This is a genomic window from Pseudomonas sp. GW821-FHT05H12, assembly GCF_059419385.1.
Genome location: NZ_JBWKRS010000004.1, coordinates 181,096 through 207,375 on the forward strand (window position 1 = coordinate 181,096; position 26,280 = coordinate 207,375).

At 61.0% G+C, this 26,280-nt stretch carries 15 protein-coding genes; 5 read left to right on the forward strand and 10 right to left on the reverse strand.

Annotated features, from left to right (window positions below; all coding sequences use genetic code 11):
* Positions 1-41 precede the first annotated feature (41 nt).
* Positions 42-5,198, forward strand: coding sequence for an NEL-type E3 ubiquitin ligase domain-containing protein (locus tag AC07SU_RS05360; protein ID WP_494996431.1), 5,157 nt, complete (start codon positions 42-44; stop codon positions 5,196-5,198).
* Positions 5,199-5,747: 549 nt separating this feature from the next.
* On the opposite strand, the gene AC07SU_RS05365 is transcribed toward AC07SU_RS05360, so the two are convergent.
* The 3 genes from AC07SU_RS05365 to AC07SU_RS05375 form a co-directional block, all read right to left on the reverse strand.
* On the reverse strand, positions 5,748-6,647 hold the full coding sequence (locus tag AC07SU_RS05365) for a hydroxymethylglutaryl-CoA lyase (protein ID WP_494996432.1): 900 nt from the start codon (positions 6,645-6,647) through the stop codon (positions 5,748-5,750).
* A gap of 16 nt (positions 6,648-6,663) precedes the next feature.
* Entirely contained in the window at positions 6,664-7,056 is a 393-nt protein-coding gene (locus AC07SU_RS05370; protein WP_176998861.1) for a MerR family transcriptional regulator, read from the reverse strand.
* 183 nt (positions 7,057-7,239) lie between these two features.
* Positions 7,240-8,175, reverse strand: a complete 936-nt coding sequence (locus tag AC07SU_RS05375) for a LysR family transcriptional regulator (protein WP_176998860.1) — start codon at positions 8,173-8,175, stop codon at positions 7,240-7,242.
* A gap of 151 nt (positions 8,176-8,326) precedes the next feature.
* On the opposite strand from AC07SU_RS05375, the gene AC07SU_RS05380 reads away from it, so the two are divergent.
* Positions 8,327-9,556 (forward strand): acyl-CoA dehydrogenase, encoded by a 1,230-nt coding sequence (locus AC07SU_RS05380; RefSeq protein WP_028616890.1) that lies wholly within the window; start codon positions 8,327-8,329, stop codon positions 9,554-9,556.
* Between the two features lie 104 nt (positions 9,557-9,660).
* On the opposite strand, the gene AC07SU_RS05385 is transcribed toward AC07SU_RS05380, so the two are convergent.
* A complete protein-coding gene (locus tag AC07SU_RS05385) occupies positions 9,661-10,992 on the reverse strand; it encodes a substrate-binding domain-containing protein (protein ID WP_494996433.1) in 1,332 nt (443 codons plus the stop codon).
* Positions 10,993-11,162: 170 nt separating this feature from the next.
* Positions 11,163-11,975, reverse strand: a complete 813-nt coding sequence (xthA, locus tag AC07SU_RS05390; protein WP_176998858.1) for an exodeoxyribonuclease III — start codon at positions 11,973-11,975, stop codon at positions 11,163-11,165.
* Between the two features lie 169 nt (positions 11,976-12,144).
* On the opposite strand from xthA, the gene AC07SU_RS05395 reads away from it, so the two are divergent.
* The 3 genes from AC07SU_RS05395 (at position 12,145) to AC07SU_RS05405 (ending at position 18,258) form a co-directional block, all read left to right on the forward strand.
* Complete coding sequence (locus AC07SU_RS05395) at positions 12,145-12,795, forward strand: GNAT family N-acetyltransferase (RefSeq protein ID WP_494996434.1); 651 nt, start codon at positions 12,145-12,147, stop codon at positions 12,793-12,795.
* Positions 12,796-12,859: 64 nt separating this feature from the next.
* Complete coding sequence (locus tag AC07SU_RS05400) at positions 12,860-14,587, forward strand: autotransporter assembly complex protein TamA (RefSeq protein WP_494996435.1); 1,728 nt, start codon at positions 12,860-12,862, stop codon at positions 14,585-14,587.
* A complete protein-coding gene (locus AC07SU_RS05405; RefSeq protein ID WP_494996436.1) occupies positions 14,587-18,258 on the forward strand; it encodes a translocation/assembly module TamB domain-containing protein in 3,672 nt (1,223 codons plus the stop codon). Before AC07SU_RS05400 ends, AC07SU_RS05405 begins: the two co-directional genes overlap by 1 nt.
* Positions 18,259-18,364: 106 nt before the next feature.
* On the opposite strand, the gene AC07SU_RS05410 is transcribed toward AC07SU_RS05405, so the two are convergent.
* From AC07SU_RS05410 to AC07SU_RS05430, 5 genes are all read right to left on the reverse strand, one after another.
* Positions 18,365-20,851 (reverse strand): fimbria/pilus outer membrane usher protein, encoded by a 2,487-nt coding sequence (locus tag AC07SU_RS05410; protein WP_494996437.1) that lies wholly within the window; start codon positions 20,849-20,851, stop codon positions 18,365-18,367.
* An 85-nt stretch (positions 20,852-20,936) separates the two neighbouring features.
* The gene (locus tag AC07SU_RS05415) at positions 20,937-21,680 is read right to left on the reverse strand and encodes a fimbrial biogenesis chaperone (RefSeq protein ID WP_494996438.1); all 744 of its coding nucleotides are present in this window, start codon (positions 21,678-21,680) and stop codon (positions 20,937-20,939) included.
* Positions 21,681-21,739: 59 nt separating this feature from the next.
* Entirely contained in the window at positions 21,740-22,327 is a 588-nt protein-coding gene (locus AC07SU_RS05420; protein ID WP_176998852.1) for a fimbrial protein, read from the reverse strand.
* Between the two features lie 82 nt (positions 22,328-22,409).
* Complete coding sequence (locus AC07SU_RS05425) at positions 22,410-23,054, reverse strand: response regulator (RefSeq protein ID WP_494996439.1); 645 nt, start codon at positions 23,052-23,054, stop codon at positions 22,410-22,412.
* Positions 23,055-23,076: 22 nt separating this feature from the next.
* Complete coding sequence (locus AC07SU_RS05430; protein WP_494996440.1) at positions 23,077-26,235, reverse strand: hybrid sensor histidine kinase/response regulator; 3,159 nt, start codon at positions 26,233-26,235, stop codon at positions 23,077-23,079.
* Between the last annotated feature and the right edge of the window lie 45 nt (positions 26,236-26,280).

A 26,280-nucleotide genomic window follows, 5' to 3' on the forward strand; every position in this document is an offset into this window, starting at 1 on the left:
CCTAAAGTGGCGCATTACTTCGCCACTTGAGGGTCATGCCCATGACCAGCCCCCCTATCGATCCGCCCGTGCGCCCGGTTGCCGACGACCCCAGCCCCCACGGCCGCGTGATACGGGACAACACCCCAGACTGGTACACCGAAGCGCTGGATGAGCGCAAAACCGAATTGGCCTCATTGCAACTGCGCATTCCGGACTGGTACACCCATGCCTCGACGGCTGCGAAGGACCGTCTGCGGGCGGTCCATCTGCGCAGTCGGCGTTCCTTGAATGAACTCGATCAAATGTTCAAGCCATTCAAAGGGCCGGCGGCCTTTGCCGAGCCGTTGCTGGTGGCCGCGATTGAAAAGAAATTCGGCCAGCGCCTGGACACTCGAAAGGTATTTTTTGCCCGCAAGATGGAGCAGAAAGAATGCGAGGCCGGCCCTCAAGAGGTCTCGACCAGCCGCACCAGCACATTGGCCCCGCAATTCTATTCCTACCAAGGCAACAGCCTGTTGGGAGCGGCGCTAAATAACTTCACCCAGGATGAAGCGACTGAGCCGGTTTGCGCGGATTGCCACCTGGTCACCCGTTACGACTTTTCCCGCTCGTCACGCGTCAGGCTTCCCTCTCCAGGCGACGTCCAGTCGGTCAAGCTGAGCATCAAGGCCCACGAGTTTGCCCAACTTTGCCGGGAACTGGATCTGGGCGGCTCGTACAACGAGTATGTGCGAACCTTCATCAATAGCCGGATACATATCACCAGCACGGAAGCAGGCATCGGCAAGCTGTACAGCACGTTGATCCTCAGCCATCGGCATCAGTTGGAGTTGGCGGCAGAGATTGCCTTGATGAAGGGTGATATCCAGCCCGATGGCCACCAATTGATCATCGATCTTCTGCGAAGCCAGGCACAGGTGACATGGGCGGGGGAGGAGGTCAAGTTTTCACCGTTTCGGTTATTCGCTTTCGACATCGAAAACATCCTGATCATCGGTCCGGTCGTGTGGCGGGCGAACCTCAGAAACGCCGAATTGGTCTCCCGGCCTTGCATTGTCTACATCCCGGGTGACCCCCAGTATCCACTCAAGTTATATGACGATATTGCCGCGTTTACCGACCACCTGACGACACGCCTGTGCCGGGTCGAGTACCGCACTTTCTTCAGCCAGTTTGTGCCGCTTGCCAGCCAGGATGCATTCTTCACGCGGCTCAAGGCCTTTCTGGACCCGGACGCCCGTCACGCCGACGATGTGGACTTTGTGCCCACCCAAAAGGAGCGGATCAATCGGCACGGCAGCTACGCGCCGCCATGGCGTGATGTGTGGGTGGACTGCGCGATAAGGCGCATGCAGCTGACTGTGGAAAATGCTCGCACCAGCGTGGTACCTACCCGGGATGTGGATGAGCGCGTCTACAACGCCTGGCTATGGTCATTCGGCAGCCGTGCGCTGGACATTCTCAATCTTGCCTCGTTCGTGGTGCCTTTCCTGGGGGAGGCAATGCTGATCGTCGCCGCCGTGCAGATGGCTTACGAGGTCGGCGAAGGCATTGAAGCCTGGTCACAAGACGAAACCCAAACCGCCTGGGCACACGTTTCGGCCGTGGCGCTCAACCTGGCTGGGCTGGCCGTGCCGCCTGGGCTGATGGCAGCCAAAGATGCCCCTTTCATCAAGCGCCTGGTGCATGTGGAATTCGATGGACGCAAGCGCTTGTATGCATTCGACCCCGCACACTACCTGCACCGGATAACGCTGCCTGACGGTCAACGACCCAACACCCAGGGCCTGTATCGTCATGAAGGCGAGCTGTACCTGTCGGCAGGGGGCGGCAATCACTACAAAGTCCGGGCCAGCGACGAACCCAATGAGTTCAGGCTCCTGCATCCCGATGGCGATTCACGTTATGCACCCCGAATCCAACACAACGGGGAAGGAGCCTGGGTGCATGAGTTCGAGCAGCCTTTGACTTGGGATCGTAAGACCTTGTTGCGGCGCATTGGGCATTCTGTCGATCACTTGAGCGATAGCCAATTGGAATTGGCCAGGGCGTTCAGTGGTGTGTCGGATGAAGAGTTGCGAAGCGTGTTCATCGATCATCACACGCCCGCGCCGCTGTTCAAAGACATGCTCCGACGATTTGAATGCGACAACAAATACCAAAGGGTTATCGACCAGCTAAAGCACCCGGACCCTGTGGTTTTTGGCCGGATCGACTGGCGGATGCAAGTGCAGTTTTTGATGGAAGGCGGCTTGTGGCCCGAGTCTCGGGTATTGGTGGCACTGGATGCAGGGGGGCAGCCGGTATGGCGCTCAGCCGTCCCGAACGGTTCCACTCAAGTGGTTGAACTGACGCACGAACAACTCGAGAGTGGGCTGCTGTTTCGGTCCTTTGTCCAGCAATTGACGGAGCCTGAAATTCGTCAGTTGCTGGGTGAGGAACTGATGACAGAGCGAGAAGTTGGCGAACTTTACCTGCGTACCCGAGACGTATCAGATGATGGTTGGGCTGCGCATTCCCAGACCCGGGAAGATGAAAGCGCCGATCCGTTGAGGCAGCACTTACGCAGGCCGTATGCAAGGTTCGTGAGGTATCGAGACCGTTTGCTGAGCGCGGCTAATAGCAACAGAGACAAACTAGTCAAGCGTGAAATAGCAGGCGGTGATGTTTCCAACGACGCCAATGTTCAACTGATCCAGCGCGACTTCCCCGGCTTGCCTAAATTGGCCGCCGAAGAAATGGTGGCCCATGCCAACGCTCAGGAGCTGGCCCGCATGAGGTCCGCGTCGCGTCTACCACAACGTTTGGCCGAGGAAGCGCGTGTGTACCTGCAGAAGGCGCGGGTCATGCGGGCGCAGGCTGACCTTCTCTTCGACAACCCGCTCACACTGGACGGCGTGCACCTGGCATTGCACAAGATGGCCGCTATCCCCGGGTTGCTCAATGAGACGTGTATCGAGCTCCGCTCGGGTACCTACGACGGCGCCTTGCTGGACAGAGTGGGCGATGTCAGCGGCGCTCGGCAGCTTCGTCTTATCCACACCGATTTGACGGAATGGAAGCTCTGCAGCGGCCCGGAAAAAGTCGAGTACTGGCGCCGCGACAAGGATGCCTTTTTCAATGCCCTCTGGATGGCGAGCAGTGGCGAATTCACCGGTTGGGCAGTCTTCAACGCGGCTGCGCAACGGTTGAAGAGGCAGCTGGCAGAACAGCCTCTGAGTGAGTTGCAAAGCCGGCGAGCACTTGGCTTGCAAGCGATCAAGCCCGGTTTCAAATCACCCATGCGCCTGGCCGACGGGCGCGTGGGCTATCCGCTCAGTCCATTGGGCGGCGCGACTGAGCGTACCTGGGTGTGCAGGATGAAAGCACTGTCGCTCTATCCATCAAGGTCCATGCAAGAGATCGAGACAATGCTCGGCCTTGAGGGGGTGGGTGACAGTGTGCTCCTGGCGAAGCTGAACCAGCTCGAAGAAGAATTTGTCGCGCTGGATCAAGCGCTGGTCAGTTGGCAGCAGGCAGGGGAAGCGGGCTACGCGAGCGCCAGGCGCAGAGTGTCGGGGACCATCAAGGCAGCCTGGCGCAGAACGGGTACACAGGCATTGGCAGGGGACCAGACACCGATCGGCTACGTGCTGGATCTTTCGGATGAAAGCGTGGGCGAGCTGCCAGCGCTCAACGCCAACATGGATCACGTGGGGCACCTGGTTCTGCGTCGAATGGCGCTATCGGATGCTTCGCAGCCGTTCCTGCATGCCTTCGGCGGTTTGCGCTGGCTGAACATGAGTGACAACAACCTGACGCAACTGCCGGACTTCGCCAATGACGGCGCCGGGCTGACCAAGCTCAATTTGAGCGGTAATGACATTCAACTGAGCGAACACAGTCGCCTGCGCCTGGAAGGGATGCAGAGCCTGAAGATTCTCAAGCTTGGCGGCAATCGTCGCCTGGGCTGGCGGGCGGATTTGCGCAGGTTGCGAAACCTCAACCAGCTTTATCTGCCAGACACCGGCACAACTGCATTTCCTGCAGGCGCCGAACAATTGCCTAATCTGGCCCGCATTGATCTGCATTCAAACCAGATCACCACGTTGCCTGAATACGCGTACCAGCATCTGGAACGTATCAATGTGCATGACAATCCCTTATCGGCGGCAACGCTCGCCCGGCTGGATCAGCGTTTTAACCCGGTGCAGTGGGATGAGCACATCTCCGTGGACGAAGCACGGGGCTTATGGCTGGAGGGAGTGTCGGCGACCGAGCTGGCACGGCGCGGTGAGGTTTGGGATGAACTGCGGGGCAGCCCCGAATCGGCGGCTTTTTTTGCAGTGGTGGCCGACATCACCCGCAGCGCCGAGTACGCCAGCGAGGTGACTCGCCTGGTACTGGCTGAGCGGGTGTGGGACATGCTGACGGCGGCGAGTGAACACCAGGCTATTCGCGAAGCGTTATTCACCGCTGCCGATGATCGGGTGACCTGTGGTGATGGCAGTTCGGTCGAGTTCATGAACCTTGAAAGTGAGCTGATGGGGGCGAGGGCCGTTGAACGGGCAGAAACGGACAATGCCGAAGGCGCGCTGATCGCCACCGCCAGGCAGCTGTTTCGTTTAGCGTTGGTCGACGCCATTGCTCTACGCGATGTTGCGGCAAGAGGGCCAGGGTTTACCGAGCAGGTTGAAGTCGTATTGGCTTATCGAACGCGGCTTGCCGACTCGCTGGAATTGCCAGTCAAATCCCGCGGCATGTTGTTTCCACAACAGGCCAACGTGGCCCAGGCGACGCTTGATGCAGCGTATGGGCAGGTACTCCGGGATGAGCGCAACCCTGTGCTCGAGGAGGAATTTTTTGTCGGGCGCACGTTCTGGGAGACGCACCTGCGTACCCGTTATTCGCAAGCGCTGAGCGCGCTGATGGCTCCTGAGCTTGACGTGATTGATGAGAAAAGTGCGGCTTTGTTCGAACTCTCGGACTTGCAAGGCCAGCCGGACGCAGGAGAGGACTGGCAGGCCAGGCACGGTGCGGCAGCGGACCACCTGGCGGGACTGTTGGGTAAACGCAGGGATGAAATCCTGGTGAACGGCTCGATGCAAAGCGCATTTTATGAGCGAGAACTCAACAGCTTGGGCGCTGAGCGCCACCAGTTGGAGCAGCGAGCCTTGAAAACCTTGACGCGCAGGGTACTGAACAACTTCGCGGCCACGAGCGGGACCGCCCTCTGAATTAAAGGGACAGACAGCACAAAGGGGACCCGAGGGTCCCCTTTAATTTGTCGTTGCGTGCTCTTTTTTTATTATTGAGGGGCGGCCTGTTGTTGTTTTTGGCAGCCGTGACCCTTTACCGCTGTTTTTGGCGACCCCCATCCGGGGTCAAGAGCAAACGTATTTTTTTGAGCGCTGATCTGCTTCTTCGCACGCGATCCAACCAGTGGGTAGCTACCTTGAGGTAGTTTTGTTCTTCTCTAACCGGTTGCGGGTTTCGGCACGCCGTACCCTGCGAAGCACATCTTCTCCAAAAAAATCTGTTAGCTGCGTCTCTGCCGTGTTGTTCTTGTTATGTCAGAGTCGTTTCGTCTTATTTTTATTAGGTTTGGCGCTTTTTATTCTTGTTATGCCATAGAGATAGCAGAAGCCGTGCCAACTTTTAAAAGTCCTTTAAAATCAATGAGTTGATTTTTATGTAGGGTTTGGCCTACGGCAAATGCGACAAAATATGTTCCCGTGTTACTCGTTATGTAAGGCGGCGGTAACACATTGTCACGACTAAGCTACTCAACCGGCGTTACGTGCCTTGGCCACGCGCGAGCCGGTAGGCCGGCCCAGCACGTTGCTGATCTGCTGGCCCGCGCCAATCAAGGCCTCCAGGTCGATACCGGTCTCGATACCCAAGCCATTGAGCAGGTACACCACGTCTTCGGTGGCGACGTTACCGCTGGCGCCCTTGGCGTAGGGGCAGCCGCCGAGGCCCGCGATAGAGCTGTCGAACACGTTGATACCCTCCAGCAGGCTGGCGTAGATATTGGCGATGGCCTGGCCATAGGTGTCATGGAAGTGACCGGCCAGCTTGTCCCTGGGCACCTGTGCACCGACGATCTCGAACAAGCTGCGTGTGGCACCCGCCGTGCCGGTGCCGATGGTGTCGCCCAGTGAGACTTCATAGCAGCCCATGGCGTACAGCTCGCGGGCGACCGCCGCGACCTGTTGCGGTGCGACTTGGCCTTCGTAAGGGCAACCCAACACACAGGACACATACCCACGCACGCTGACGCCGTGTTGTTTGGCGGCCGCCATGATCGGCGCGAATCGCTCCAGGCTTTCACTGATGGAGCAATTGATATTGCGCTGGGAAAACGCCTCGGAGGCCGCCGCAAACACGGCCACTTCCTTGACCCCGGCCGCCAGCGCGTCTTCAAACCCCCGCAGGTTCGGCGCGAGGGCGCCGTAGGTCACCCCGGGCTTGCGCTGGATCTGCGCAAACACCTCGGCGGAGCCGGCCATCTGTGGCACCCACTTGGGTGACACGAAGCTGCCGACTTCGATGTAACCCAGGCCCGCCGCGCTGAGGGCGTCCACCAGTCGAACCTTGTCGGCCACGCTGATGGGCTGGGCTTCGTTCTGCAAACCGTCGCGCGGGCCGACTTCAACCAGGCGCACATGGGAGGGGAGGGACATGGCAGTTACCTTCTGATCAATGGCCAACCTGGCTCATGGTGTGGGCCAGGGCCTGGGTGCAGCGCTCTTCGGCGGTGTCCAGTTCCAGCTTCATCTGTTCGATGTCCAGCAGCTGTTGCTCCAACTGCTCGCGGCGCTCGGCGATCTTGGCCAGCATGCTGTTGAGCTGGATGTGGTTGCCGCTGGTGGGGTCGTAGAGTTCGATCAGTTCGCGGCACTCAGCCAGCGAGAAACCGATGCGCTTGCCACGCAGAATCAGCTTGAGGCTGACCTTGTCCCGCGCCGAATAGATGCGCTCCTGGCCCCGACGCTCGGGGCTCAGCAGGCCTTGTTCTTCGTAGAAGCGGATGGCGCGGGTGGTGATGTCGAGCTCGCGGGCGAGGTCGGAGATGCTGTAGGTGGTGCTCATGGCGGCGCTCAAGAAGGTCTTGAGCGCTAGGCTAGTGTCTGGTTGACGTTAACGTCAAGCACCCCTCTGTAGGAGCCGGCTTGCCGGCGATGCTCGTCAACGATGACGCTGGCTACCTGACTACGCGCGGTGGCAGCGAGATTTTCGCCGGCAAGCCGGCTCCTACAGGGGGCGTGAGGGGTTTCAAGCCTGTTTGCCATCGAGTTTCTTTTCATGGGCCGTCACTTGCTGGCACAGCTCGATCATCTGCTCGCGCATCCAGCGGTTCGCCGGGTCCTGGTCGGTGCTTTCGTGCCAGTACAGGTGGGTTTCCACCGGTGGCACGTCATTGACCGGCAAATTGAACCAGTGCAGTTCATGACGACGGGCGAAGCGCTCGGGCACGGTCATCACCATGTCGGTCTGTTGCAACACCTGCGAGGCCATCAAGTAATGCTGGGAGCGCAGGGCGATCTTGCGTTGCAGGCCCATCTTGCCCAGTGCCAGGTCGACATGGCCGAGGCCGTTGCGGCGGCTGGAAATATGGATGTGGGTCAGCCCCAAATAATCATCGAGGGTCAGTTTGTCCTTGCTCGCCAGCGGATGGCCCTTGCGCATGGCGCACACGTAGCGGTCTTCCATCAGCTTGACGTGGCGCACCTGCGGGTCGGTGTTGAGCGGTGCATCCACGGCAAAGTCCAGGCGCCCGGCCGCCAGTTCCTTGGTGGTTTCGCGGCGTTTGGACAAAAAGCTCTCGATCACCACCGTCGGCGCCAGGCGGCGCAGGCGCTGGAACAGCAACGGCAGGATCACCGCCTCGGTCAGGTCGGTCATGCTGATGCGGTAGGTCTTGGCCGCCTGCTGCGGGTTGAAGATGCGACTTTCCTGCACCGACACCCGCAGCAACGACAACGCGTTGCGCACCGGGCCGATGATGTTCTGCGCCATGGGCGTGGGCACCATGCCTTGGGCGGTGCGCACGAACAGCGGGTCGTTGAAGGTCTCGCGCAGGCGGGCCAGAGCGTTGGACACCGCCGGCTGGGTGATGCCGACAATCTGCCCGGCGCGGGTCAGGTTGGCTTCGGTGTAGATCGCGTCAAAGACGATGAAGAGGTTCAGGTCGACCTTGCTCAGATTCATTTCGTTGCGCTCTTATTGTTAGGTGTCCATACGCCGATCATATATCGGTGATGAATGTTAATACACGCCGAGAATAGGCTAGGTAAATTATCAGCGCTGTTCTAGCATCGATTGCATGACCTAAACAACCTCTCAGAGAAGGGAGCTGCTCATGGATTTCGCCTATTCGCCCAAGGTTCAGGAACTGCGTGAACGCGTCACTGCGTTCATGGATGCTTACGTTTACCCGGCCGAGCCGGTGTTCGAACGCCAGGTCAGCGAAGGCGACCGCTGGCAGCCCACCGCAATCATGGAAGAGCTGAAAGCCAAGGCCAAAGCCGAAGGTCTGTGGAACTTGTTCCTGCCCGAATCCGAACTGGGCGCGGGCCTGACCAACCTTGAGTACGCACCGCTGGCCGAGATCATGGGCCGTTCGCTGCTGGGCCCGGAGCCGTTCAACTGCTCCGCCCCCGACACCGGCAACATGGAAGTGCTGGTGCGCTACGCCAATGAAGAACAGAAACAACGCTGGCTGGAGCCACTGCTGCGCGGCGAGATTCGCTCGGCCTTCGCCATGACCGAGCCGGACGTGGCTTCCTCAGATGCCACCAACATGGCCGCCCGCGCCGAACGCCAGGGCGACGAGTGGGTGATCAACGGCAAAAAGTGGTGGACCTCCGGCGCCTGCGACCCGCGCTGCAAGATCCTGATCTTCATGGGCCTGAGCAACCCGGACGCGCCGCGCCACCAGCAGCACTCGATGATCCTGGTGCCGGTGGACACGCCTGGCGTGAAGATCGTGCGCCCGCTGCCGGTGTTTGGTTACGACGACGCGCCCCACGGCCACGCCGAAGTGCTGTTCGACAATGTGCGCGTGCCTTACGAAAACGTGCTGCTGGGTGAAGGCCGCGGTTTTGAAATCGCCCAGGGCCGCCTTGGCCCAGGCCGTATCCACCACTGCATGCGCTCCATCGGCATGGCCGAGCGCGCGCTGGAACTGATGTGCAAGCGCTCCGTCAGCCGCACCGCGTTCGGCAAGCCCTTGGCACGCCTGGGCGGCAATATCGACAAGATCGCCGACTCACGCATGGAAATCGACATGGCCCGCCTGCTCACCCTGAAAGCGGCGTACATGATGGATACCGTGGGTAACAAGGTGGCGAAAAGCGAAATCGCCCAGATCAAGGTGGTGGCGCCGAACGTGGCGTTAAAGGTGATCGACCGCGCGATCCAGATCCATGGCGGCGCCGGGGTGTCCAACGACTTCCCGCTGGCCTACATGTACGCCATGCAACGCACCCTGCGCCTGGCCGACGGCCCCGACGAAGTGCACCGTGCGGCGATCGGCAAGTTTGAGATTGGCAAATATGTGCCTAAAGAGCTGATGCGCAGCGGCCAGTAACACCGCGTCGCCTGCATCGCGGGCAAGCCCGGCTCCCACACGGTCAACTGTGGGAGCCGGGCTTGCCCGCGATGAGGCCGGTTTGAACAATACAACCCTCAAGGTCAGTAGACCCACACCTCCACCCGCCGATTCTTGATCCGCCCCTCATCCGCCGTATTCGCCGCCACCGGCATCTGCGCGCCAAAGCCCTGGATATCGCGCAGCACCACACCGTTCTTCACCAGCTCACGACGCACCGCCATGCCGCGCAATTTCGACAGCAACGCCGCGCGCTGCGGGTCGTTCTTGGCATCGCCAAAACCCACCAGCGTGACCTGCTTGTCGAGCTTGCCGTGGGTTTTCAGGTAAGCCACCACCCGCTGCAGGTCCTGGCGCGCCTTGTTGTCCAGGCTCGCGCTGCCTTCTTCGAATCGGAAATTCACACTCAGGCGCTGGGCCTCACGGGCGATCGCCTGATATTCCGTCGGCATCGACGCACGCGGCTCCACGCCCATGGCCTGCACCTGCTGCGCGATAAACCCATTGGCCGCCACGATCGCCTGGCCCTTGCTGCTCTGGGCGAAGTTCACCAGCGCCTTGGCCCACGGGTTATGGCTCGACGGTGGCAGGTAAAAGAACAAGCGGCGCGACAGCGGGTAATCCTCGGTCGCGATCAGGCTGTTGAGCGGCAACATCGGTTGCGAGTCGCCGTCGACAATCGCCACCGCCTTGGCCTGGCGTACGTAGGGCAGGCCGATAAAACCGATGCCCTGAGGATCCTGGCTGACCGCATCGGACAACTGCTCGCTGGATTCAAAGCGCTTCGCCGACGGCGCAAGGGGTTTGCCACGCAGGCGCAGGACCAGGTCCTTGAAGGTGTCGTAGGTGCCGGACTGGTCATCCCGCGCATACAGATGAATGGCCCCACCGACGCCGCCCAAGGCTTCCCAGGTGCTGATTTCACCGTTGAAGATCTGCGCCAGTTGCTCGGTGTTCAGGGTGTTCAAGGGGTTTTGCGGGTTCAGAATGATCGCCAGGCCGTCGATGGCGATCACCTGCTCGGCCTCGGGGCTTTTCAGGTCGCCCAGGGGTTCAAGGTCGACCAGCTCCGCGTCCTTGATCGGACGGGATGAGGCCGCGAGGTCCGCCGTGGCTTTTTTCAGCGCGCTGAAACCGGTGCTGGAGCCGTGGGCGGCTACCTCGATCGTCACCGTCTTGCCTGCGCGGGTTTTGCCGACCACGCGTTGTTCATTGGCGCCGTCGGCCGGTTCGCTGTGCACGCCTTGCAGGCCCTGATGCTCCATCAACCCTTTGACCAATGCCGGCCCCAGTGCTGCGCCGATGGTATTGGAGCCCTGCACGCGTAGCGCGGGGCCTTGATCGGGAGCGGAGAGGGGAGCAGACACAGCGAACAGGGGGTACAGCACCAGCAGGAACAGAACGCGCAGCCTCATGCCGGCACCTTCTCAAGCCAAAGGGAGTGCCGCGAGAATAAGTCAGGCAGGTTGCAACAATATGACGACCAACTGTAGGAGCCGGCTTGCCGGCGATGAGGCCCTTGAGGCTTATACAAGTCGCTCGGCCGCTATCGCCGGCAAGCCGGCTCCTACGGGGGATGGTGTTGTTAGCTCAGTTCAAGCCAGATCGGCGCATGGTCCGATGGTTTTTCCAGCCCGCGCAGTTCGTAATCCACCCCCGCATCCTTGACCCTCGACACCAGGCCGTTGGACGCCAGGATCACATCAATACGCAGCCCACGCTTGGGCTCGTCCTCGAAACCACGGCTGCGGTAGTCAAACCAGCTGAAACGGTCGGCCACCGCCGGGTTGAGGTGACGGAAGCTGTCCACCAGGCCCCAGTTTTTCAGGCGGGCCATCCACTCGCGCTCTTCGGGCAGGAAGCTGCACTTGCCGGTCTTGAGCCAGCGCTTGGCATTGTCGGCGCCGATGCCGATGTCGATGTCTTCGGGGGAGATGTTGATGTCGCCCATCACCACCAGCGCCTGCTCATTGCTGAACTGGCTTTCCAGCAATTGCTGCAGGTCTTCGTAGAAGCGCTGCTTGGCCGGGAACTTGGTGGGGTGGTCGCGGCTTTCGCCCTGGGGGAAGTAGCCGTTCATGATGGTGATCGGGTGGCCGTTTTCATCGGCGAACGTGCCCCAGATAAACCGACGCTGGGCGTCTTCTTCATCGCTGGCAAAGCCTTTGTGCACGCTCAAGGCTTCTTTGCGCGAGAGCAGGGCCACGCCGTAGTGGCCTTTCTGGCCGTGGTAATACACGTGATAGCCCAAGGCCTGTACTTCGGCCAGGGGGAACTGGTCGTCGTGGACCTTGGTTTCCTGCAGGCCGATGACGTCCGGTTGGTGTTTTTCGATCAGCGCCGCCAGCTGATGAGGGCGGGCGCGCAGCCCGTTGATATTGAAAGAGACGATTTTCATGGTCGGCAGTCCAGTCTGGCAAAAGGGCGATGCTAGCCGACAAGTCGGACGGGAGCCAGCGTGGCGGTAGGGCAGATGCGCTGCTAAGGTCTGGGAACGACTCGTTCCGTGCAGGTTCGTACCCATAAGAACGCCATCTTTTTCAGTGGCGCCCAGGGAGATTGACCGTATGCCTGAAACTTCGACTGCCGTTGCCGAAATCCGCCTGCTCAACAGCGGCTATTCCCGTGAAGCGCGTTCCTTGCTGTATCAGGCTTACCGGCATGAGCCGACCTTTGCCTACATCTTCGAAGCCGAGCGTCCCGGCTATGAACAGCGGGTGCGTGCCACGGTGCGCGAGTTGGTCAAGCAACACTTTTTCCAGAAGCTGCCCGCCCTCGGCTTGTTCGTCAACGACCGCCTGATCGGCATCGCCCTGATCGCGCCACCGCAACGACGCCTGGGCATCACCGAAAGCTGGGCCTGGCAGATTCGCATGTGGCTGAGCACCGGCGTGCGCGGCACGCGGCGTTACCTCGACTACCATCACGCGGTGCTGGCCTGCCTGCCGAGCGAGTCGGTGCATGTGCTGCCGCTGTTGGGCATCCACCCGCAATTCCAGGGCAAGCATTACGGCGAGCAGTTGTTGGAAGCGGTGCACAACTGGTGTGCCGAAGACCCGCATTCCTCAGGCGTGGTGCTCGATACCGGCAACTCGCGCTACCTGGAGTTCTACAAACGCCAGGGCTACCAGGAAATTGGTGAAGTAGCTGTAGGACCGGTGCTTGAGCACGTGTTTTTTCATCCCAACCCCCAGTCGTTACAGGCTAAAACGGCTTAGGACAGAATTATTCAGACAATTCCCAATTCAAAGAAACTCCCTAGCTCGTGTAGCATCCGTGCCTATGAAGTTTCCAGGAAGATATACCAGCGGCTTGATTCTGCTGTTCACAAGCTGCAGCGTTTTTGCGCAAAGCGAGTTGGACGTGCGCATCAAGCCTTCAAACGACGCGTTGAAAGCCAACATCGAAGGCTACATCGGCGGGGTTGGCGATCGTGATGAAAAAGCCTTGCTGCGGTTCAGTCGTGGCGCAGAGGAGCAGGCGCGCAAGGCGGCCCAGGCCCTTGGCTTCTATCAACCGCAGATCGAGAGTGACGTAAAGGGCGGCAAGAATCCGCGCCTGATCCTCACCATCGACCCCGGCGAACCGGTGCATTTGCGTAACGTGACCATTCGGGTCGATGGCCAGGCCGCGAACCTCAAGGGGTTTCGCGTACCCGCCAGCGACGACCTCAAATCCGGCGCCGTGCTCAACCACGGCCACTATGAAGACGCCAAGCGTCTGATCCAGAACCAGGCCTCGCGCTACGGCTTTTTCAGCGGGCGCTTCACCAGCCAGAAGTTATCCGTCGACCCCCAAGCGGGTGTGGCTGACATCGAGCTCATTTACGACAGCGGCCCGCGCTACACCATGGGCGCTGTCAGCTTTACCGGCGACACGCCGTTTGATGAAGACCTGCTGCAACGCATGGTGCCGTTTAAAAGCGGCACCCCCTATGACTCTGAACTGATCGCCGAACTCAACCAGAACCTGCAAGGCAGTGGCTTTTTCGAAGGCGTGCGCGTGGACGCCGCGCCTGCTGCTGCGACCAACGATGTGATCCCGGTGGCCGTGCAACTGGAAACCCGCAAGCCGCGCACCATGGGCCTTGGCCTGGGTTTCTCCACCGACGTCGGCCCACGCGGCAAGGCCAACTGGACGCGTCATTGGGTCAACCCCCAGGGCCACAGTTACGGCTGGGAGGCCGAGCTGTCGGCGCCGCGCCAGAACGTCGGCCTGTGGTACGACATTCCCCTGGACCCGCCGCTCACCGACAAATTGCGTTTCGCCGGTGGCTACCAGAACGAAGAACTGGCGGGCACCGACACCTTGAGCAAACTGCTCACCGTCGGCCCCGAATGGCACAGCAAGCTGCCCAGTGGCTGGACCCGGGTGATCTCCCTCAAATACCAGCGCGAAGAATATCGCCTGGGCAATGACTCGGGCCTCAGTAACCTGGTCATGCCCGGTGTCACCTATTCCTACTTGCGCAGCGACAACCGCATCGACCCGCACAATGGCTATCGTCTGATGTTCGACACCAAGGTCGCCAAGGAAGGGCTCGGCTCCGACACCAACCTGCTTTACGGCACGGCTACCATCAAGGGCTTGACCACCCTGTGGGACAACCATCGCTTCCTCGCCCGTGCCCAGTTCGGCGGCAGCGCCACCAATGGCTACAAGTCGGTGCCGCCGTCGCTGCGTTTCTTTGCCGGTGGTGACCAGAGCGTGCGCGGTTATGAGTACCAGACGCTGTCACCGGAGAACGATCGCGGTGATCGCATCGGCGGCCGCTACATGATGGCCCTGAGTGCCGAATACCAATATTCCATCGCCGATAAATGGCGGATCGCCACGTTTATCGACCAGGGCAACTCCTTCAACACCCTGGAAATGCCCAGCCTGAAAACCGGTGTGGGCGTGGGTATACGCTGGGTTTCGCCCGTCGGCCCGATTCGCCTTGACCTGGCCCATGCCCTCGAAGATCCGGGCGGCATTCGTTTGCACTTTTCCATGGGGCCTGAGCTGTGATGCGTGGTTTGAAAATAGCGGGGCTGGCCGTGTTGGCGGTCCTGGCGTTGGTGTTGTTGGCGCTGTGGAGCGTGCTCGGCACCCAAGCGGGCAGTCGCTGGGCTCTGGGCCAGGTGCCGGGTTTGAGCGTAGAGAATTTCCAGGGCCGCTTGGGCGGCCAATGGAGCGCTGACCATCTGGTGTGGCAGCAGGACGGCAGTCGCGTGGAACTCACAACGCCGACGTTCGATTGGTCGCCCGGGTGCTTGTTGCGCATGACCCTGTGCATCAACACGCTCGATGTTGAGCAGGTCAGCCTGCAATTCCCGCCCAGTACCGAAGAAAGCAGTGGGCCAATCCAGCTGCCTGAGTTGAAGCTGCCGGTTGCGATCCAGTTGGGCGACGTTCGCGTCGGTAGCCTGCTGTTTAATGGCAGCGAAGAACTCAAGGGCTTGCAACTGGCAGCGCACTGGACGGCGGCCGGCATGCAGATCGACTCGGTGCACCTGCAACGTGACGGCCTGGTGCTGGACCTCGCGGGCCTGCTGCAACCCACCGGCAACTGGCCGCTGAACGCCAGCGGTAACCTGAGCCTACCCTATGCGCCGGGCGGCGCACCCTGGACGGTGGCCCTCAAGGTCGAGGGCGACCTGCTCAAGACCCTCAAGCTCGACGCCGACAGCAGCGGCTACTTGCCGGCCAAGCTCACCGGTGAACTGCAACCCCTGGTGGAAAACCTGCCCGCCCAAGTGCATATCACCGCCGATGGCTTCAAGGCCAGCGCAGACTTGCCCGACACCTTGCAACTCAATGGGCTGGACCTCACCGCCAAAGGCGACCTGAACAGCGGCTACCAACTGCTCGGCAAAGCCGTGCTGCCCGCCGAAAAAGGCCCGGTGGATCTGCTGCTGCAAGGCAAGGTCGACGCCAAGGGCGCGCAGATCGCCGGCCTGAACCTGACGGCCGGTGACAAGCAAAGCCTCAAGCTCACGGCCCAGTTGGATTGGCAGCAAGGTTTCAACGCCGATGCCAAGATCGACTGGTTGGACTTCCCCTGGCATCGCCTCTATCCGTTGATCGACGAACCGCAGGTTGCATTGCGCACCTTCAATGGTGAAATTTCCTATAAAGACGGCAACTACCTGGGCAACCTCAAGGCCGATCTCGACGGCCCAGCGGGCAAGTTCAATGTGGTGACACCGTTCAGCGGCGACCTCAAGCAAATCTTCCTGCCCGAACTGAAACTCACCGCGGGCCAAGGCAAGGCCGAAGGTCACCTCAATGTGCAGTTCGCCGATGGTATCGCCTGGGACACCGCGCTGGACCTGTCGGCCCTCAACCCGGCGTATTGGGTCGCGGAGCTGCCCGGCACCCTGGCCGGACCGTTGCGCAGCAAAGGCGAGTTCAAGAACGAGCAACTCAAGCTGAACGCCGACCTTGACCTCAAGGGTCGCCTGCGCGGGCAGACCGCGGTGCTGGCGGCCAAGGCCGAAGGCGCGGGTGAGCAATGGACCCTGGCCAACCTGGATATCCGCTTGGGCGACAACCGCATCAATGGCAGCGGCAGCCTGCAACAGCGCCTGGCCGGCCAGATCGACATCAAGCTGGCGCGCCTGGCCCAGTTGTGGCCGCAGTTGCGTGGGCAAATCAACGGCCGACTCGACGTGGCCGGCAGCCTGAAAGCCCCGCAAGGCAAGCTCGACCTCAAGGGCCAGCAGCTGGCGTTTGCCGACAACCGTCTGCAAACCCTCACGCTCGACGCCACCCTCGACAACGCCCAGCGCGCCAAGCTCGACCTCAAGGGCAGCGGTATTCAGTCGGGCGACACCCAGGTCGGCACCCTGACGGCCAGCGCCCAAGGCGACATCAAGAGCCAGAAGGTCCAACTCGACCTGGCCGGCCCGCTGGCCAAGCTGGCCCTGGCGCTGGATGGCAACCTCGACAAAGGCAACTGGCGCGGTCGCCTCGCCAGTGGCGATGTACAGGCCGGTGGCCAGGACTGGAAGCTGCAAGCGCCGGCGAAGATCGAGCGCTTGGCCGACGGCAAGCTGACCTTCGCCGCGCATTGCTGGGTGTCCGGCCCGGCCAGCCTGTGCGGTGAAGACCAGCGCCTGATGCCGGAGCCCAAGCTGCGTTATCACCTCAAGCAGTTCCCCATCGACAGCCTCGCGGCGTTCTTGCCCAAGGACTTCGCCTGGCAGGGCAAGCTGAATGCCGACGTGCAGCTCGACTTGCCCAACAGCGGCCCCAAAGGTGTGGTGTCGGTAGACGCCAGCGGTGGCACCTTGCGAGTCAAGGACAAGGACCAGTGGCTGGATTTCCCGTATGACACGCTGAAGCTGGAAACCACCCTGAACCCCAAGCGCATCGACACCCAGTTGAATTTCCGCGGCGGCAAGCTCGGCGAGTTGCTGTTGCAGGCGCAGATCAACCCGTTGTCCAAGAACAAGCCGATCACCGGCACCTTCAACCTGACCGGCCTGGACCTGGCCGTGGCGCGGCCGTTTGTGCCAATGGTGGAAAAACTCAACGGCAAGCTCAACGGCAGCGGGCGTATCTCCGGTGGCCTGCTGGCGCCGCAGGTCAACGGCAACGTGAACCTGATCGGCGGCGAGATCTCCGGGCCGGAACTGCCGGTCAGCCTCGAAGGCTTGAACGTGCAGGCGCTGATCGCCGGCGAAAGCGTGCAACTCAACGGCGGATGGCGCAGTGGCAAGGCCGGGCAGGGCAGCCTCAAGGGCACTATCGGTTGGGGCCAGGCTTTAGTGGTCGACCTGGCGCTGCAAGGCTCGCAACTGCCGGTAACCGTTGAGCCCTACGCGGTACTGGAAGTGGCGCCGGACCTGAAGATCAGCCTCAAGGACGACAAGCTGGCCATCGCCGGCAAGGTGCAGATCCCGCGCGGCGACATCACCGTGCGTGAGTTGCCACCGTCGACGGTCAAGGTCTCGGATGACACGGTGATCGTCGGCAGCCAGACCGAAGAAGGCAAACCGCCGATGGCCATGGCGATGGATATCGACGTCGCAGTGGGCGAAGACAAGCTCAACTTTTCGGGCTTCGGCCTGACGGCCAAGGTGCAGGGCCACGTGCATATCGGCGACAACATGGACACCCGTGGCGAGCTGTGGCTCAACGACGGCCGCTACCGCGCCTACGGCCAGAAGCTCGACGTGCGCCGAGCGCGCCTGCTGTTTGCCGGGCCGCTGGACCAGCCGTACCTGGACATCGAGGCGATTCGCAAGACCGACGACGTGATTGCCGGTATCCGCCTCAGTGGCAGCGCCGAACAGCCCACCACGCAGATCTTCTCGGAACCGGCCATGAGCCAGGAACAGGCACTGTCCTACCTGGTGCTGGGGCGTCCGTTGAGTACCACCGGTGAGGACAACAACATGCTCGCCCAAGCCGCGTTGGGCCTGGGCCTGATGGGCAGCGCCGGGGTCACTTCGGATATCGCCAAGAACCTCGGCATCCAGGACTTCGAACTCGATACCCAGGGCAGCGGCACCACCACGGCGGTGGTCGCCAGTGGCAAGATCACCGAGAAACTCAGCCTGCGTTACGGGGTGGGGGTGTTCGAGCCGGCCAACACCATCGCGCTGCGCTACCTGTTGAGCAAGAAGGTGTACCTGGAAGTGGCCAGTGGCGTGGCCAGCTCACTGGATATTTTCTACAAGCGCGACTTCTAACCCTTGTAGGAGCCGGCTTGCCGGCGATGGCGCCCTTGAATGTGGCAGTGAATTCAAGGGCCTCATCGCCGGCAAGCCGGCTCCTACAGTTGCTTTGGGGGTGTTTTCAGAGGTGTGGCGAGCACACCAACTCCACCCGCTCGTAGTTCAATGCCTTGTTGCGTTCTCCGAGTGCATACGGCGCCTGGCACTGCTGTTCACCCCACTTGATCACCAGCGTGCCGCTGTCCTCTTCAATCAGCGCCAATGCCTTGCCGCTCGGGTCGGCGATCGCCAGTTGTTTGCCGGCAACACTTTCCAGCGACGCGCCAAACGCGATCGGCTGGTGGCGGGTGTCGAACAGCGCGAACTGCACCCGTCGCCCGTGTTTGCTGGCATAACGCGCTACCACCACCGCGCCGCGTCTCGGCACCACTTGTTGGGTGGCGTTATCAATCTCGATATCGCCGCCCAGGTCGCGGGTGTCCAGGCTGATCCAGTTGACCCGGTAAGGTTGCGCGTTGGGCACCACGGCATAGCCGTTGTCTGCCGTCTTGGTCCCGCTGAAACTGCCGATCTTCACGCCTGACACGCCTTCGACCTGCGCCAGCGCAAATGTTTCGCCCACGGTCTGCCCCAGGTTGATCCCGCCCGCGTGGGCCACCAGCGAACCGGACAGGTTGAGGTTCTGCGTGTTGTACCCACGGCCCTGGCTGTAGCCGCCGCTGATGTCCATTACCGACGTGCGGGTGCTGAGGTTGGCCGAACCGGTGCTGCCACCGTTGCTGCTGTTGCCGCCTTGCAGTGAGTAATAGGTGTCGCTGTTCTCCGACAGGTAGCCGTTGACGCCCACTTGTGTGGTGTCGTTGTCTTTTTGCGTGCTGGCTGTCACAAACGCCCGCGGTGCGCGAGGTGCCGAGCCCAGGGGGAAGGACACTGACAGGTTAACCAGCGTGTCGTTGTTCGTCGGCCCATAGTTGCCCACATCCTTGGTGTAGGTGGCGCTGAGGTTGTAGCTCACGTCGCCCCAATAGTTGCTGTAGCCCGCCGACAGGCTTTGTGAACCGCCACGTCCCCAGTAGCGCTGGTCGCTGGCGTTCACGTACACACTGCCAAACTGCTGGTTGCGGCCCAGGCTCTGGTTGACGGTCAAGTCGGTGCGGGTCTTCGAGTTGCCCGTGCGTTTCTGGCCATCGTTGCTCAATTCCTCGACGTGGTCGCTGAGGGTGCGATAACCCTCGGTCGAATACCGATAAGCCGCCAGGGTGAAGTTGGTGTCGGTGCCGGTAAAGGTTTTGGCATACAGCGCACGCAAGCTGTTACCCGTGACCTGCTGGCCGAACGTGCGGCTGACGGAGTGGGTCATGTCCAGTGACACCGCGCCAATCACCGTATTGCGCCCGGCCCCCACGGACAGCGCCTGGAAGTCCTGGGTGGCTTGCACCCCGACGATCCCCGACAGGTTGCTGCTCACCCCATAGGCCAGGGTACTGCTGACAAACTGCGGCTTCTTTTGCGCATTGCTGTTGCTGTTGTATTGGCCGGCCGAGACGCTGTACTTCACCTGGCCTTCACGCACCATGATCGGCAGGCTGGAGAATGCCTGTACGGTGACTCGACGGCGGCCATCGGCTTCGATAACGGTGATTTCGAGGTCACCGTTGGAGCCACTGGGGTAGATGTCACTGATCTCGAACGGACCTGGCGGGACGTTGGCGGTGTAGAGGATGTAGTTGTTCTGGCGGATTTCCACGGTAGCGCTGGACTGCGCAATGCCCCGCACAATCGGCGCATAGCCGCGCTCGCTGTCTGCGCGCATGCCGTCATCGGACGCCAGTTTCAGGCCACGATAACGCACGCTGTCGAACAGATCGGCGTCCGAGAAAATATCCCCGGCGCTGAACTGGCCCTTCAAGGCCGTCACGTCGTGTTGCAGGTAGCTGCGGTTGCTCTTGAACGTGCTCGGGCTGCCGGTGCTGCTGTTGAAATTCGACTCGTTGCGCAGCCGCCACGCGCCCAGGTTGATACCGTTGCGCAGGCCCAGGTTATTGGAGAGTGTAGTGTCGGTATCGGTGCTGCTGCGGTTGCTGCTCAACTGATAGTTGATGAAGGCAGCGGGCACGCCTTCGTCCCACAAGACAGGGTCGACATAACCACGCCGACCGCGCGCCATGGCGCGTTGCGGCACGCTCACCAACAGGCGCAGGCGCGGCATATCGTAGCGTACGCTTGCATGCTCGATCAGCGTGGGCAGGTCCAGGCAGGCGTTCGGGTCGGTGTCGACGAGCTTTCCGCTGGCCTGCAATGCGTCGGTATCGACACCCAGTTGCTGCAGCATTTCCAGGGTCAGGCAGGCTTCAGTCCTGCCACTGTGCGGATTGCGGCGAAAGTCGATATCGCGACGGCCCACCAGGGTGTCGTTGCCGTAGAGGTCGACGCGGTAGTTGCCCGGCAACACGCTACTGCTGGCGAGCAACGTTTGCAGGTCGACGGAAGAGGCCGCACCCTGCAAAAAAGAGGTGTTGAACTGTTCATCGCCTTCGGCCTGGCACACCGAACTGAAGCCCAGGGCAATCAATAATGGCGCCAACCCTTCGCGCTTAAATACAAACATGCAGGAACCCTATATCACCTCCGATACGAACTAGCGGAGCGAAGAGAAATACAGTAAAAGTGCGGCAGCGTTAAACGCAGGCACGTTATGGCGATTCTTTGTTCACACTCGCCCGCGTAGACGTGTTGTTGGAAAGTTGCGCGGTATAAGCGTCTTGTGCGCCGTAGTCATTGATGCTGCTGAACTTCAATTGCAACGGCTGGGCAGGCTTAAGTTGCTTTAAAACGAACTCTTTTTGTTCGCCGGGCGCAATCATCATCGAATCGAACGGGTGTTCTATGATGGCGCCGGCCTGCAGGGTGATGTCGGCAATCGACACGTGATAAACCCCGGGGTTGCTGACCTTGAGCGCGGCCTTGCCACCGACTTCAACCGCTTGCCAGACCAGTTCGGTCGGCGCCAGGTAGGCGTTTTTATTCAACCCCGCCGGGCGGAAAAACACCTTGATGCGCTGGCGTACGGCAAGCTGCAAGGTGTTCTCGGTTTTCGAGGCCTGGGGGATTTCCTGCACGTTGAGCCACACCACCGACTCGCGCTCAGCGGGCATGCCCGTGCCTTCGTAGATCACCCGTAACAGTTGCTGCTCGTTGTCCCGCACCCGCGCCAACGGCGGGGTCACGGCAAAGGGTGCCGGGCTGGCATCGGTGGTGTCGATCCAGGACTGGATCAACACGTCTTCACCGTTGTTACGCACAGTAATCCCGGCTTCTTTGTGCTTGCCGTCGAACACCAGGCGCGTGCTGCTCAACGAAATGCCGGCCGAAGCCTGGCTGATCGCGAACAGGCACAGAAGGCCCGCACAGAGGGACAGTGAATGGCGAAAATACATAGTGGTTACCGCTGAATTCGAGAGGTATGCGAGGCCCGCAGGCCTCGCATCAGGCTGGGTTATTCGTATTGCAGGGTGAACGGCAGGGTTGCATCGCCACGCCCGGCCACGGCGGAGGCGGCGTCGACGGTGGTGACATAGGCCGCCGAGAATTTCAGCGTGGTGTTGCTGTCCTGCAAGGTGTTCTCGATCTTCGCGGTGCTTGGCGAACTCAGGTCGATCAATGCACCGTTGGCGTCCAACAGGGCGATACCCACGTTCTTGGCGGCGCCCAGGCCGTCGATCAGCTTCAGCACTTTGGTGCCCGCGACGATGCCTGAACCGGCGCCTTTGGTCGGTTCGAAGATCATCGCCACCTTGGTGCCGGCGTTGCAGCTGATTTTCATGTCGAAGTTCTCGGCGCTCAGGGTGCCATTGCCTTTAGGAGCGGTAGCGGTGCCCATGTCCTTGATCGACACTTCGCCCATGTTGATCGAGATGGTCTTGTTCACGCCGATACCTTCTACGGAGCAGGCATCGTTATTGATACTGCCGGTGAAGTTAATGGTGCCGCTGCCGGCTTTGGTCGGTACCGGTGGGTCGGCGGCGAAAACGTGACCGGCGGCGAAGATCGACAGGGCCAGAAGTGTGCGAGACAGATGTTTCATGTTGTTATTCCATGGTGGGGTTAAAACAACACGATAAGGTGGCGGGGCTTAGTGGAACATCAGACGATCCCTAGAAGTGGTCTTAGTTGAACAAGTTGCGTTCTATGCAATAAGCCAACAAGTCCTGATCGCTGCTGACTTCCAACTTGCGCATGGCCGAGACTTTTTGCGTACTGATCGTTTTGGCACTTCGATTTAACCCGCGGGCAATTTCGTTGACGCTTTGGCCTGAAACAAACAGGCGCAGAATCTCATGCTCTTTGGGGGACAACCGGGTAAAGCGTTCGTCCAGGTCGAACGATTCAAGTACCGAAGAGGCTGGCGGCACCTTGCTGCGGATCGGCGTGCCCCGGGCGATGGACTTGAGTGCCGCCTCTATTTCGATATGCAGCTGGTTTTTCTGGATCACGCCCAGTACCCCCAGCTCCTGCAGGCGCGTCAGGATCAGCGGGTTGGAGATCATCGTCAGTACCAGCACCTGCACCTTGGGAAAGTGCCGTGCCAGGTATTCCACCAACTTCAGGCCATCGCCGTAGGGTGAGTCTGCGGGCATGTTGAAGTCGGTGATTACCAGGTCCACGGCGGTACTTTTCAGCAGTTCGATCAACGCGTTGGAGCACACGGCTTCGCCCACCACGCGAAAGTGCGTATCGCGCTCGACCAGCTCCCGTACCCCGACCAGCACGATGGGGTGGTCGTCTGCGATGACTACGTTGAGGGTTTCCATGGGTTGATTATCCAGAGTGAAGTTATTCAAGGGAGTCGAGCAATGCCGTGAGGCGAGCCAGGTTTTGCCGCACTTCCAGGGCCAGGGCGGGGGTGACTGCCATGCCGGTCAGGCGCTGTTCCAGCTCGACGAAGGCGGTGGCCATGTCGCCGACCTGCACCGCGCCGAGGGCGCCGGCCATGCTGTGCAGCTGCTGCGCAGTACGGTTGGCGTCGTGATGATCCAGCGCGGCCAGTGTGGCCTGCACATCCTGACGCAGGGTGGTGACAAACAGTTCGCGCATTTTGGGCGACAACGGCGGCATGTCGACGACGCCAGGCACCTCGATCTTGCAGTACTTTTCCAGCTTGGTGCGCAAGGTGGCGAGGTTCAGCGGCTTGACCATCCACGCGTTCATGCCGACGGCGGTGCAGTGTTCGCCTTCTTCACGCATGGCGTTGGCCGTTACCCCGATAATCGGCAGCGCAGCATCTTGCTGGCGCAACGCTTTGGCGAGCTGGTAGCCATTCATCACCGGCATGTTCACGTCGGTCAGCACCAGATCGAAGCGACCGGGTAACCAGTGGGTCAGCGCCTGTTCGCCATTGGCCGCCAACACCACCGAGCAGCCCAGGGCTTCCAGTTGTTCCTTGATGATCGCAGCATTGATCACATTGTCTTCGGCCACCAGCACCTGCAGGTTAAGCGGCCGTGCCTGGAGCGGCAGTGCAGGGCGGTCGTCGTGGGTGGCCCCTTGCTGTGCCAGATGGACCGCCCACGCCACTGCGCGCACATCGTCGGCATCGACGGCCCAGTCGGTGCCGTTCAATTGCGCCGGGTTCGGCCCGCCCGCCGTGGCAATGAGGCGAGTGCCGGACCAGGCTTGGCCGTGGGCCAGGTCAACCAGCAACGCGGACGGCGGCATGTCGATTGAAGCGGCACGACAATCGAGCCCCAGGCGCTTGAGCCAGCTGATCATGTGCTGTGCCCGTTCCGGTGCGTGAGCGCGCACATACACGGCCGGCATATTGGGACTGAAGGTCGGGCAGTTGTCCAATTCACCCGGCGCGGGTTCAAGGGCAATTTGCAGCGTAAAGCTGCTGCCAAGACCGGGCTCGCTGACCACCTTCAATTGGCCGTGCATCAACTCGCTCAGCCATTTGCAGATCGCCAGGCCCAGGCCGGCACCGGCCTGGCTGGTGGCATCTTCGGCCTGGTAGAAGGGGTCGAACAGCTGGTGCTGCTGCGCCTGGGAAATGCCCACGCCGGAATCGCTGACCTGCCATTGCAGGTTTACCCGGTCCTCGGTGTGTTCCAGGGCTCGCAGACGCAACACAACATGGCCGTTGTCGGTGAACTTGATCGCGTTGCTGAGCAGGTTGTTGAGGATCTGACGAATGCGCAGCGGGTCACCGCGCAACCGATCCGGCAGGTTCGCGTCGATGCACGCATACAGCTGCAGGCCCTTGGAGCGGGCGAAGGCGCTGTAGGTGCGTACGCAATCCTCCGTCAGTTCCAGTGGGCAGAAATCCTGGAGTTCGAGGGTCATCTGCCCGGCCTCGATCTTCGACACGTCGAGCACGTCGCTGATCAGCTGGAACAAGGTGGTGGAGGAGCGTTGAATAGTCTGCAGATAATCCTGCTGGCGCGGCGCGAGCGACGTGAGGCCGAGCAGTTCCAGAGTGCCGAGCACGCCATACAGCGGCGTACGAATTTCGTGGCTCATGGTCGCGAGGAAGCGGCTCTTGGCCTCACTCGCCGAGTCTGCGGCCTGGCGCGCTTCTTCGAGGGCGACGGCGTCTTCGATATGCCGGGTCACGTCGTGCACCGCGCACAGCCATGCGTCCTGGCCCTGGTAACGGGTGGGCACGAAGGCCACGTGCAGGTGGCGGCCTTCGCTTTCCAGGTCGGCCTGGCCCGGAGCGGTCTGTGTTTGTTGCTTGAGCAAGTCGAACAACGGGCGCCCGTCTTGCCACTCCAGGGCGCGCTGGTTCTGCAAGAGCACGTGATGGTCGCTGCGACGGATCACACACAAACCGGTCGGTGCGGTGTCGATGACTGCTCGGGCGAATGCCGAGCTTTCGGTGATGCTGGCATGGGCTTGGTGGGCAGGCAGTACCACCCGTGCGGTGTACCAGCGATTGAACACGCGACTGCACCCCAGCATCACCAGCACGACGGCCACCAGGCACAGCAAAGGCCATAGCGCATAGTCGAGGAAGCGTTGCAGGCTGATCACGTAGATTGCTGTCCAGGCTTGCTCGCCTTTGCTGGTCAGCTTGAACACCAGGCCGTCGCGGTTGAGGTTCACACCTTCATGCAGCACCTGGCCGGGTTTCACGGCGCCGGTCAGCACCACGCCGTCCGGGGTGATCAAGGTGAAGTCGTCGTAGATCGACCACTGCATCAGCCGCTCGATGTTATTGACCTTGGACAGGTCCAGCAGCGAGGCCACCACCACCCAGGAGTTGGCGCCGGTGACGGTCATTGCGGTGGCGGCCAGGTTGATATCGACATAACCCAACACTATCGGCGCTTCCTTGTCATCGTGGGCGGTGTCGTAGGGTTCCCAATGCACGGTGTGATTGTTGAGGGAGGTGTTCTGTAGGTGCAGGCGCTCGTTGAGTTGGGTCATCACGTCCACCAACATACCGATATGCACGTGGCCGCCATCGCGCAGCCGGCCGGAGGAGGGCACGGCAATGTCGAAGTTGTCCGGGCCGTTGACCACGACCACTTGCGGGGCCTGGTAGTGCGAGCCCGCCCAAAAGGCGCTGTAGTAAGCCGACAGGTAGGTGCCCAGGGCGAAGACGTTGGGGTATTGGTCGGCGGCGATCTTGTCGGGGTTGATTTTCAGGCTGTAGGGCAGTGAGAACGGCAAACCGCGGCCTTCATAGGTATTTGGTCCTTCTTCGGGCAACGGCTTTTGCACAAAAGGCGGCGGCGCACCCATGGCCTTGTATTTACCGGAGGTGCTGCCCCGTGAAATATCGCCCAGGAACACTTCCTGCTCGCGGATGTTCTCCATCAGCCGGGCGAAGTGGAATTGCAAGGTGTCGCGTTGCTCCTCGATCATGCGTTGCGCGCCAAGATAGCTGATGCCCAGCAGCACGAGCACCAAGGCTCCCAGTACCAGCAAGCCCTTATTCAGGCGCAGTGAACTGCTGGTGAGTTTCTCCAGGAAGGCGTTGGGGTGATGCATGACGCGGTGACCTCGCAAGCAAGCGGTGTTGGTTCACACCCGGAC

Bases quoted from the DNA above. Each gene is read 5' to 3' on its own strand.
- AC07SU_RS05360 (WP_494996431.1), top strand. From the start codon at position 42: ATGACCAGCCCCCCTATCGATCCGCCCGTGCGCCCGGTTGCCGACGAC.
- AC07SU_RS05365 (WP_494996432.1), bottom strand. From the start codon at position 6,647: ATGTCCCTCCCCTCCCATGTGCGCCTGGTTGAAGTCGGCCCGCGCGAC.
- AC07SU_RS05370 (WP_176998861.1), bottom strand. From the start codon at position 7,056: ATGAGCACCACCTACAGCATCTCCGACCTCGCCCGCGAGCTCGACATC.
- AC07SU_RS05375 (WP_176998860.1), bottom strand. From the start codon at position 8,175: ATGAATCTGAGCAAGGTCGACCTGAACCTCTTCATCGTCTTTGACGCG.
- AC07SU_RS05380 (WP_028616890.1), top strand. From the start codon at position 8,327: ATGGATTTCGCCTATTCGCCCAAGGTTCAGGAACTGCGTGAACGCGTC.
- AC07SU_RS05385 (WP_494996433.1), bottom strand. From the start codon at position 10,992: ATGAGGCTGCGCGTTCTGTTCCTGCTGGTGCTGTACCCCCTGTTCGCT.
- xthA (WP_176998858.1), bottom strand. From the start codon at position 11,975: ATGAAAATCGTCTCTTTCAATATCAACGGGCTGCGCGCCCGCCCTCAT.
- AC07SU_RS05395 (WP_494996434.1), top strand. From the start codon at position 12,145: ATGCCTGAAACTTCGACTGCCGTTGCCGAAATCCGCCTGCTCAACAGC.
- AC07SU_RS05400 (WP_494996435.1), top strand. From the start codon at position 12,860: ATGAAGTTTCCAGGAAGATATACCAGCGGCTTGATTCTGCTGTTCACA.
- AC07SU_RS05405 (WP_494996436.1), top strand. From the start codon at position 14,587: ATGCGTGGTTTGAAAATAGCGGGGCTGGCCGTGTTGGCGGTCCTGGCG.
- AC07SU_RS05410 (WP_494996437.1), bottom strand. From the start codon at position 20,851: ATGTTTGTATTTAAGCGCGAAGGGTTGGCGCCATTATTGATTGCCCTG.
- AC07SU_RS05415 (WP_494996438.1), bottom strand. From the start codon at position 21,680: ATGTATTTTCGCCATTCACTGTCCCTCTGTGCGGGCCTTCTGTGCCTG.
- AC07SU_RS05420 (WP_176998852.1), bottom strand. From the start codon at position 22,327: ATGAAACATCTGTCTCGCACACTTCTGGCCCTGTCGATCTTCGCCGCC.
- AC07SU_RS05425 (WP_494996439.1), bottom strand. From the start codon at position 23,054: ATGGAAACCCTCAACGTAGTCATCGCAGACGACCACCCCATCGTGCTG.
- AC07SU_RS05430 (WP_494996440.1), bottom strand. From the start codon at position 26,235: ATGCATCACCCCAACGCCTTCCTGGAGAAACTCACCAGCAGTTCACTG.